Source organism: Streptomyces sp. NPDC006512, assembly GCF_040611935.1.
GTDB lineage: Bacteria > Actinomycetota > Actinomycetes > Streptomycetales > Streptomycetaceae > Streptomyces.
Genome location: NZ_JBEXPG010000121.1, coordinates 1 through 8,229 on the forward strand (window position 1 = coordinate 1; position 8,229 = coordinate 8,229).

At 67.3% G+C, this 8,229-nt stretch carries 8 protein-coding genes and 3 pseudogenes; 2 read left to right on the forward strand and 9 right to left on the reverse strand.

Features of this window, described 5'->3' with window-relative positions; genetic code table 11:
* Positions 1–365 precede the first annotated feature (365 nt).
* The 4 genes and pseudogenes from ABZZ17_RS39485 to ABZZ17_RS39500 all read right to left on the reverse strand — a co-directional run bounded on the left by ABZZ17_RS39485 (position 366) and on the right by ABZZ17_RS39500 (position 2,447).
* Positions 366–803: a DUF4259 domain-containing protein gene (locus ABZZ17_RS39485; RefSeq protein WP_356884139.1), complete on the reverse strand. Its 438-nt coding sequence runs from the start codon at positions 801–803 to the stop codon at positions 366–368.
* A gap of 54 nt (positions 804–857) precedes the next feature.
* Positions 858–1,547 carry a transposase gene (locus ABZZ17_RS39490; protein ID WP_356884141.1) on the reverse strand — a complete coding sequence of 230 codons (690 nt, stop codon included), beginning with the start codon at positions 1,545–1,547 and terminating at the stop codon, positions 858–860.
* Between the two features lie 193 nt (positions 1,548–1,740).
* Positions 1,741–1,953, reverse strand: a pseudogene (locus tag ABZZ17_RS39495) (transposase); the annotation flags it as partial.
* Positions 1,954–2,168: 215 nt separating this feature from the next.
* On the reverse strand, positions 2,169–2,447 hold the full coding sequence (locus ABZZ17_RS39500; RefSeq protein WP_356884143.1) for a transposase family protein: 279 nt from the start codon (positions 2,445–2,447) through the stop codon (positions 2,169–2,171).
* Positions 2,448–2,608: 161 nt separating this feature from the next.
* Between ABZZ17_RS39500 and ABZZ17_RS39505 the strand changes: the two genes are divergently transcribed.
* Positions 2,609–3,052 carry a hypothetical protein gene (locus ABZZ17_RS39505; protein WP_356884145.1) on the forward strand — a complete coding sequence of 148 codons (444 nt, stop codon included), beginning with the start codon at positions 2,609–2,611 and terminating at the stop codon, positions 3,050–3,052.
* Between the two features lie 282 nt (positions 3,053–3,334).
* Here ABZZ17_RS39505 and ABZZ17_RS39510 read toward each other — a convergent pair whose 3' ends face one another.
* Together ABZZ17_RS39510 and ABZZ17_RS39515 are read right to left on the reverse strand one after the other, a co-directional pair.
* Positions 3,335–4,066 carry a sporulation protein gene (locus ABZZ17_RS39510; RefSeq protein WP_356884147.1) on the reverse strand — a complete coding sequence of 244 codons (732 nt, stop codon included), beginning with the start codon at positions 4,064–4,066 and terminating at the stop codon, positions 3,335–3,337.
* Positions 4,067–4,270: 204 nt separating this feature from the next.
* Complete coding sequence (locus tag ABZZ17_RS39515) at positions 4,271–4,612, reverse strand: hypothetical protein (RefSeq protein ID WP_356884149.1); 342 nt, start codon at positions 4,610–4,612, stop codon at positions 4,271–4,273.
* 407 nt (positions 4,613–5,019) lie between these two features.
* On the opposite strand from ABZZ17_RS39515, the gene ABZZ17_RS39520 reads away from it, so the two are divergent.
* Positions 5,020–5,628, forward strand: coding sequence for a ferredoxin (locus ABZZ17_RS39520; protein ID WP_356884151.1), 609 nt, complete (start codon positions 5,020–5,022; stop codon positions 5,626–5,628).
* Between the two features lie 911 nt (positions 5,629–6,539).
* Here ABZZ17_RS39520 and ABZZ17_RS39525 read toward each other — a convergent pair.
* The 3 genes and pseudogenes from ABZZ17_RS39525 to ABZZ17_RS39535 all read right to left on the reverse strand — a co-directional run.
* Positions 6,540–6,866, reverse strand: a pseudogene (locus ABZZ17_RS39525) (hypothetical protein); the annotation flags it as partial.
* Positions 6,867–6,953: 87 nt separating this feature from the next.
* Positions 6,954–7,892 (reverse strand): D-alanyl-D-alanine carboxypeptidase, encoded by a 939-nt coding sequence (locus tag ABZZ17_RS39530; RefSeq protein ID WP_356884153.1) that lies wholly within the window; start codon positions 7,890–7,892, stop codon positions 6,954–6,956.
* A gap of 220 nt (positions 7,893–8,112) precedes the next feature.
* A pseudogene (locus ABZZ17_RS39535) lies at positions 8,113–8,229 on the reverse strand (IS5/IS1182 family transposase); the annotation flags it as partial.

The following is an 8,229-nucleotide window of genomic DNA, read 5'->3' on the forward strand; positions in this document are numbered from 1 at the left end:
ACTCGCTACGACAAAACCCGCGAGTCCTACCAGGCAGCCGTCACCATCGCATCCCTGTTCCTCTGGCTAAAGCCCCTTTGAAGACACTGCCTAGCCGGAACACCTGAGGCCGGCCGTGCGAACGCTGCGCACCGGCACGAACGCCGCCCGCCCCGAATTCCGGTCATGGTGCTGCTCGGCGCCGTCGAGGAAGAGACCCGCTCCGAAGCGGTACGCGCGCCGCGGGCGAGATGCTGGCTGCGTAGGTGAGACCAGAGAGCGTTTGTCGGCGGCTTCCAAGAGCGGTTGATGGCAGGGCGCTCTGAAAATGTCGCTGAGATTTGGTTCTGGCTCAAGTTCTGTGGTCTGTGACTTTGGGTAACCGATTAGATCTCGAAGAGGGCTTCCTCTTGTGGCGGGATCGGAGGGTCAAGGACGTCGTGGAGGCGGGTGATCTCCTGACGCCACTTCGACCAGTTCGCAGCTTCGGCCCACAGCTCGGCGAGTTCAGACCGGTCGGAGACCACTTGGTCCAGGGCATCGACGGCGAGCATTCGAAGGTCTGCGGGCAACTCCGGCACTGGCTCTGATGGGCCATAGTTCCAGCACGCCGGCTCGCCGTCAGGATGCTGGGCGACGACCAGGGCAGCTGCGGCCACTGCCCGCTCGCCGTCGTAGATACCCAGGAAGTCAGGGGGGTTGGCGGCGCGTACGAGCACGCTGCGGATCATGGGTTCACGTTCTCCCCGCGTTGCCTCGTCCAGGTCACCGCCGAAGTCGGCGGCGGTGTCGTTGTCGAAGGGGCCGGTATCCCAGGTGCCCATATCTCTCCTTGCATGGCCGTCTGGGAATCGTCGCACTGGCCACCGACAACGAGGTCACGAGGCGAGCAGCACCCGCTTGCGCAGGAGCTTGAAGCCAGCGCGTCCGTACATCTGTCGCTTGATCATTGTGATGCGGTTGACGTGGCCTTCCACGACGCCTGAGCTCCAGGGCAAGGTCAGGCCGGCTGTGACGGCTGCGAGGTCACGTTCGAGGCCGTTAATGAAGGTGTGCATGCTGGGCAGGTCATCGGCTCGGACCGCCGCAATCCACTCGGGGAGCCGTTCTCCTTGGCGCCGGGTGAGCATCTGCCCGAAGGAACGGACGTGGCCGGCGAGGGCGTCCAGCTCGGGGCAGTGGCCTAGTACGGACTTCAGCTTCAGCCGGTCCTTCTCCGCAAGGGCGTCCGGGTGGGTCAGGATCCACCCGGCCACGGTCCTGGGCGACGGCGGCCGACCCTCCGGCACGGTGTCTCGGAAGGGACGAAGGTAGGCACGGACGGCACCGTATCCACCTGCGTATCCGTGGCTCTGGATCTCCTTCCAGAGGGTCCAGGCGTTCGTGCAGCCCTCGGCCCACCGCTCGTGCAGGTACGGCTTGAAGTCGTCGAGCTTCGTCCTGCGGTTCTGCCACTGGCCTTGGAAGAGGTCTTCCGGGCTTGCCGCGCCGGCCAGGCGCTGAACGGTTCGGTAGGTCATCCGGAGTTCGCGAGCGACCGCCCGTCGGCTGTGCCCTTCGCCAAGCATTTCGTGCACGATGGCGTGCTTCTCGCGAGTTCGATCGGCGAAGCGGTGTCCAGTCGGCCATGGGGACGTGCCAGCTTCGGGAGCCGGTGATGCGGGTGACGCTCTCGGAGCCGGGAACCGTGAATGACACTCGCAGACAGGTCCGATGGCGCGATACGCATCGCTCGGTGGCTTCGCCGAGGTTGCGCCAGAGGTGGAAACGGTCTGCGACCTGCACCGCGGTGGGAGCCCCAGTACTGGCGCCTTCGGCGAAGAAGGGGGCACGGTCGCGACAGACCACCTCAACCTCAGGACACCCAGAAGGCCAGGCGGCGACAGTGGCTGCCTCACGGTCCGGCAGCAGATCCACTGGTCTGCCGGTTTCGACATTGACCAGCACGGTCCCGTAGACACGGCCCTTGCACATCGCGTACTCGTCGATACCCACCACCCGCGGGGGGCCGATGGCTGAGGGTCAGGCATCGCATCGACCAGCCGAAGCACCGTACTGCGGCTGACGGAGACTCCGAAGACGTCCGCAAGACGGGCTCCAGCGCGGCCGGCCAATGCAAGACCCACCTCGGCCAAGGCCGAACGCAGCCGGTCAGTCCGCTGAGCGTGACGGCGGGTCAGCCCCGGGATCTACTCAACGAAGGTCTGCCGTCCACAGGAGGTGTCCGCGCAGATGAACCGGCGGACCTGCAGGCGCAGCACCACACGCCTCCCCGCGCTGGGCAGATCAGCAGGAAACCGCAGGTAGGACCCATGAAGCCGGCTCGACCACCTTCCACAGCCCGGACACTCAGCACCAGCCGACTTGCGGGCGATTCCGATCCAGATCGCCTCGCCATCGTCCTCCGCTGACATCACCACGACTTCAGGGTCCGACAGGAACAGCAACTCTTCCAGACACAGCAGCATCGGACTTGTCTGACGGGTCAGGGGCTGTCCAGTAGGACTACTGGACCATCCGCATTCCCAGTCCTTCACAGCAGGGTGAACTGGGAGGGCAGGCGACTCGGTCCGGCGCCCCAGGCAAGTAGGACGGGCACCCATGCCTTCATCTATGCCGGGAGTTCCCCTTGAAGACCGCTAGGTACATGACCGTTCCGCTGATCCTCGGCCTGGCGCTGACCGCGACCACGGCAGCTACCTCCCTCGCCGCGCCCACCGCGTCGCACACCAGCCACACCAGCCACACCAGCATCCTGCGCACCGTCACCCTGACCAATGCCGACAACGGCCGTACCTTCACCGTGGCGGCCGGCGACGACATCAGGGTCCGGCTGACCGGCGGCCCCGCCCAGGGCCTCACATGGGCCTGGAGCGTGCCAGTGGCCGGCGACCCCGGCGTCCTGCGCCGCACCCAGGGCGCCCAGGCCCCGAACGGCGACGCCACCGCGGTCTTCAGCGCCACGGAAGAGGGCGAGAGCATCATCGCCGCCAGCGCCCGATGCGTGCCGGCCACCGGGTCCCCGTGTCCCCCCTCGGTCCAGCGGTGGTCCGTCACCATCGACGTCCAGTAATTCCGGACCCCAAGGCGCCCTGTCGTAGAGGCCCTGCAGCCTCACCGCACGACTGCACCGGTCGACGCGACACGGCGCCGGGGACCTTGGTGTAGATGCACTGCCGCACCCGGCTGGCGGGGTACAAGATCCCCCGCCAGCTGGTGATCGCCCCGCAGATCCAGCGCTCCCCCAGCGTGAAGGGCGACTACCGGTGGGCGAAGGCGGTGGCGAGGGAGGCGGACTCCCAGGGTGATCCCGTAAAAGGTGGCGCCGGCCGCGTGTGCCGTCCCCGGGCCGGCCTCACGCCCCGTACTGCTTCTTCATGTGCGCCTCCAGCCGGGCGTTGAGCGCCGCCTGGTCGGCCGCGGCCTCCTCGTGGGTCAGGGTGAGCCGGGGAGCCCAGCCCCCCGCGCACACGTCGATGAACTCGGGCAGGGTGACGATCATCATCTCCAGCATCGCGGGCCGGTAGCCAGGGGGGAAGGCGAGCTCGTACTCCTGCCACCAGTCCACCTCCTGTCGGGAGTTCATGGCCCGGCCCGGCTTGACCTCGGTGTCCACGTGCTTGAAGCCGAGCGCCTGGTAGGCCCGCAGCACGGCCGCCTGCGAGGGCAGAGCGTGCACCTCGACCTCGTCGAGGTCCCCGCGGTCCACGGCGTTGTCGATCGCGAGCTCGGTACGGACCGCGCTGTACGCGCCCTTGAGCCGCTCCCCGTCGGAGTGGGTGAGCGGCATGCCCAGCGGCAGCTGGAAGGCGAACGCGTGGGTGCGGACTTCCCCGGCGGCCAACGTGAAGGGCGCACCGAACTCCCGGGTCTCCATCACGTGCAGGTAGCGGGCCTCGGCCCCGTGGTTCTCGAAGCGGACCACCAACTCGGCCTGGAAGCGCTCGATCTCCACGTCCACGGCGCCGCCCCGGACGGTGACCGTGCCGGACAGCTCCTGACCGGGCTGGACCTGGTGCTCGTCGAGCACGGTCTCGACCTCGGGTGCGTTGACCCCCAGCGCACTGAGGAACTTGCGGAACGCCATGCGGCATACCCCCTGAGAGAAAGCCGGAAACCGGCCTTGATGATGATCGCGGACCCAAGCTATCCGGCCGGCTTCCGGCCGGACAGTGCCGGGCCGGACGGACACACCGGCCCGCGCCGCCGGACCCTGAGGCCGACGGGTTCCCGTCCAGGAAACGGGCAATGAGGGTAATGAACCACTCGGGGGCGTCGAGCCAGTGGTACATCAGCTCACCGATGCGCCTGGAGCCAACGCCAAGCCAGAGGCAGCGAGGAAACCTTCAAGGCTGATGACTCCGCTGCCGGTGCCGTCGTCCCATTCGACAATGAGTTCCGAGAGCCCGTCATTCCAGGAGTCCGGTGTGTCGATGTCAGGGCCACGATGCCGCTCGACGCAGCCTTCACCGTTCCGGTACCGGAGGTACAAGTACTGGCCCTCCGCCGCCCAGGCATCCCACTGGGACGGATAGGCCGAACACGTCTGCACAACCCGCACCAGCGTCAGACCCCCAACTTCCTTCATCTGGTGATGGTCACGCGCCAACGAAACTCGGGCAATCAACTTCACACCGTCGCCACAGACACCTCAAGCAACAGCCACGTCGCCACCGGTCCATGACCGGCCGGACAGCTCCTCAGTCACATACCAACAACCAGTGGAACTGCGCAGTACCCAACCAACCTGCGCAGCCAGAACCCAAGCAGGGAAACCCACAGGTCAGCCGCGTTCCATATCCCGACTCTGCGCAGACTCAGTGAGCCACCCAGCCACCATCCCAATCAACCAACCTGCACAACCCAAGGTCAGAAGCGTGACGACTGCACAGATTCACTCACCGGCGACAGCGGCTGTCGTGGATCAGTGAACCTGCGCAGTACTCAACCAACCTGCACAGTCCAGCCCCGCCCGCGGTTCGTAGAGGGTCTCCGCACGCGACTTCGGAGCCTGTTTGGCCACCTGACAGGATGCCGACCATGAGCTACTGGGACCCACTACCGTCTGTTCGGGCCGCAGAGAACGGGCCGCTGCCCGCCCCCGGCGGCGGCACGTGGCTGCCCGCCCCGGAGTACCGCGGCAACTGGTGGAACGTCCGCCCCGAGCGCTGGGCGGAACACGACTGGCGCAACGTGCCGGGACCGTTCTACGGGGCCGGGACCGACAACTGCTGGACGGGCCGACTGATCGCCCCCGCGCACGTGCTCTACGACGACGAATGGGGCGCCGAGTTCATCTATCGGCAACCCCGCGACACGGCGCAGACGCTGGCGCTGCTGGGCGCGGTCGCACAGGACCCGATGGCCGGCTACGCCTGCGACGGTGACGACCACTGGACCCCGCAGCTCGTCCGCGACTGGTGGAGGGAGCACGGCCGGGTACGGGAGTGGGCCGCGACCCTGGACCGCACCTGGTCGATCTCGAAGCGGGAGGAAGAACGCGACGCAGCAGACGGGGCCCGGGAATACGTCACCTACATCGACGGAGGCCTCGCGCAGGACCTCCGCCACTACCTCTTCTGGCTGTCCGAAGGCCGCCCTGCCAACCCCGACGAACCCTTGCCACCCCTCTCCCCACACGGGACCTAGCGTGTCATCCCCACAGGACAACAGGACACGCGGGCGAGAACACCGGATCGCGCAGCGCGCTCCCCAGAGGAAGCAGCGCAAATCTAAAGCGTCATCCCGATCTGCACCCAAGTGACCAGGCACTACGTCAAAAACCTCAGCGCGGAATCGGCAAGCACTGCGCTTCGGTGGGGCGTTGTCGAGCCCGGCGTACGAGCGCGCGCTGTGATCCCGTCTCCTCGCTCATCGGGAGTTGTCGAGCTCTCTCCGGCCGAGCTGGTTCCGCTGGACGGCCCGGCGAGCCCCTCATCGCTGGGCGATGCCTTGGTGTGGCAGCTGATCGAGCTGTTGAAGGCCGGGCGGATCCGGCCCGGTGACGTGCTCGACCACGTAGCGCTTGTGACGAAGATCGGCGGGCGGGAGGCAGCGGCCCGCTGGGCCCAGCTGGTCATCCAACACGTCGCGACGAGGTACGGCCTTCTGAGGTATCGCCGACGGCGTCCGGGCGACCCCGCCGGGCGTCCTCTCCAGGACCATGTCTGGGAGGTGAGTGAAGGGGCCGGAGCGATGGATGGCATCGCGTCCGCCGAGCTCGGGCTTCACGAGGTCAGAGGAGACCGAGCACCCCGCGGCCGCTACCGGAGCGGCCGCTCGTGAGAGGTCGCCCACCAGTAGGCGGCTGCGGCAACGTCGCGAAGCCGTCTCGACGCCACACCTACCGCGCGCCGACGGTTGCCGACCAGCCGTTGCGGCTGAGACGGCAGGTGCCGCTGTTCGAGCTCACCGACGCGGTACTGTGCACCGACGGGCCGGCGAGGACCCTGGTGGACCTGGCGCTCGCGCCCGAGCACCGGCGCGGGCACGGCGCTATATACGGCGCGCTTCCTGGGATCCCACAGTGGCCAGAGCCGGCCGAACTGGCAGGGGAGCCTGTCGAGGCTGCGGGCCGGCTTGCGGACGTAGGCCGGCCCGCAGCCGCAGATCCTGCCGTCAGTCTCGCGGCGCAGGCTGACGCCGAGTACCTTCTTGCCGATCGTCTGGCAGGTGGAATTCTCCTTGAATAGCTGGAAGAAGCTCATGATGACCGCGCACGCGGTGCCGACGATGAAGAGGGCGTCGGGTTCGGCCGTGTTTGGCGCGGCGGTGGTGGCGAGGTCGACGAAGCCCGGGCGCTGGACGGAAACGAGGACGACGCGTGGCAGAGCGGAGCAGCACACAATATCCGGTAGGCGGATTCTCCGTCTTCGGGACACCTGCACCGGAGGGTGTCACACCGCATTGCCCCCGGCCGGGCTGGCGGAACGAACCTCGGCCAGGGGGAATCATTATCAGGGACGTGCCTGATGTCAGTCGAGGATGTCGGGGATTGGTTCGGTGTTGCTGCGCTGGAGGGCGGTCTTGGATCCGGCGGCCGGCCCGAGGGCCCAGTCGGAGAGGGCCATGGAGTCCATGTAACGCTCTTCGTCGTTGAGCAGGACCCCGATGATGGTCTTGCCGTTGCGGGTGACGGAGAAGACGAGGCATTTGCCGGCAGGGGTGGTGGTGCCGGTCTTGATGCCCATGGCACCCGGGTACGCGTAGCCGGTGGGGCGGGGCTGGATCAGGAGGTTGGTGTTGCTCCAAGTGGCGAGCGTCGAGGTGCCGCCGGTGCTGTATGTGGTGGTCTTCACCAGGGTCTGGAACAGTGTGTTGGTCATGGCGTGTTGGGTGAGCTTCGCGAGGTCCCGCGGGCTGGCGAGGTTGTTGCCGGTCGGCGAGATGCCGTCGAAGGAGTCGAAGACGGTGTTGGCCATGCCGAGGTCCTTGGCCTTGGTGTTCATCTTCGCGATGAAGTCCGCGGTGCGGGCCGCCGTGGTCGAGCCCGTACCGAACGTGTCCGCGAGGGCGTACGAGGCGTCGCTGCCCGACGGCAGCATCGTTCCGTAGAGCAGCTGACGGACCGTCGGGGTGGCCCCCGCCTTGAGCTGGGCGGAGCTCGCGCCCTTGAGGTAGACGTAGTCGAGGTACTCCTGCTTGACGGTGACCTTTTGGTCGAGATTGAGGCCCGGCAGGGTGGCAACGACCATGGCGGTCATGATTTTGGTGGTGCTGGCCATGGGGCGCTTGGTGTCGGCGTCCTTGGCCATGAGGGTGGCACCGTTGGTGCCGTCGATCACGATCGCTCCGGCCGCGGTGAGCGTCGGGGCCGGCGTCGCATGCGCTGGAGCCGTGGCCGTGAGCAGGGCTCCGGTGGCGATGGTTACTGCGAGTGCGCCCCGGGCGCGTCGCATCAGGGTGGAGATCACTTAAGTCCTTGAGTGTGTGTTGAAACTGGTGGGGAGGCAGCGCAGCGGCGCCTCCCCACCAGGGAGATCGTGCGACCGGCTTTTCGGCGGTCGAGGCGAACCGGACGTCAGGGGTCGATCCCGGGCACGGGCGTTAGGGGGTGTCGGCCCGCGCTGCTTCCTGGGAAGCCCCGGCCAGGTGCGGCGGCGGGCTGCCGGGCTAGGAGTTGTCGTCAAAGTGTCACGCCCACATCAGGAGCGACGCGAGGGTGACGGCTGCTTGGTAGGACTGGGCGGTCTTGTCGTACCTGGTCGCGATGCCGCGCCACTGTTTGAGCCGGTTGAAGCACCGTTCCAC

Coding starts and splice junctions, on each gene's coding strand:
- ABZZ17_RS39485 (WP_356884139.1), bottom strand. CDS start 803: ATGGGCACCTGGGATACCGGCCCCTTCGACAACGACACCGCCGCCGAC.
- ABZZ17_RS39520 (WP_356884151.1), top strand. CDS start 5,020: ATGAGCTACTGGGACCCACTACCGTCTGTTCGGGCCGCAGAGAACGGG.
- ABZZ17_RS39510 (WP_356884147.1), bottom strand. CDS start 4,066: ATGGCGTTCCGCAAGTTCCTCAGTGCGCTGGGGGTCAACGCACCCGAG.
- ABZZ17_RS39490 (WP_356884141.1), bottom strand. CDS start 1,547: ATGCTTGGCGAAGGGCACAGCCGACGGGCGGTCGCTCGCGAACTCCGG.
- ABZZ17_RS39500 (WP_356884143.1), bottom strand. CDS start 2,447: ATGCTGCTGTGTCTGGAAGAGTTGCTGTTCCTGTCGGACCCTGAAGTC.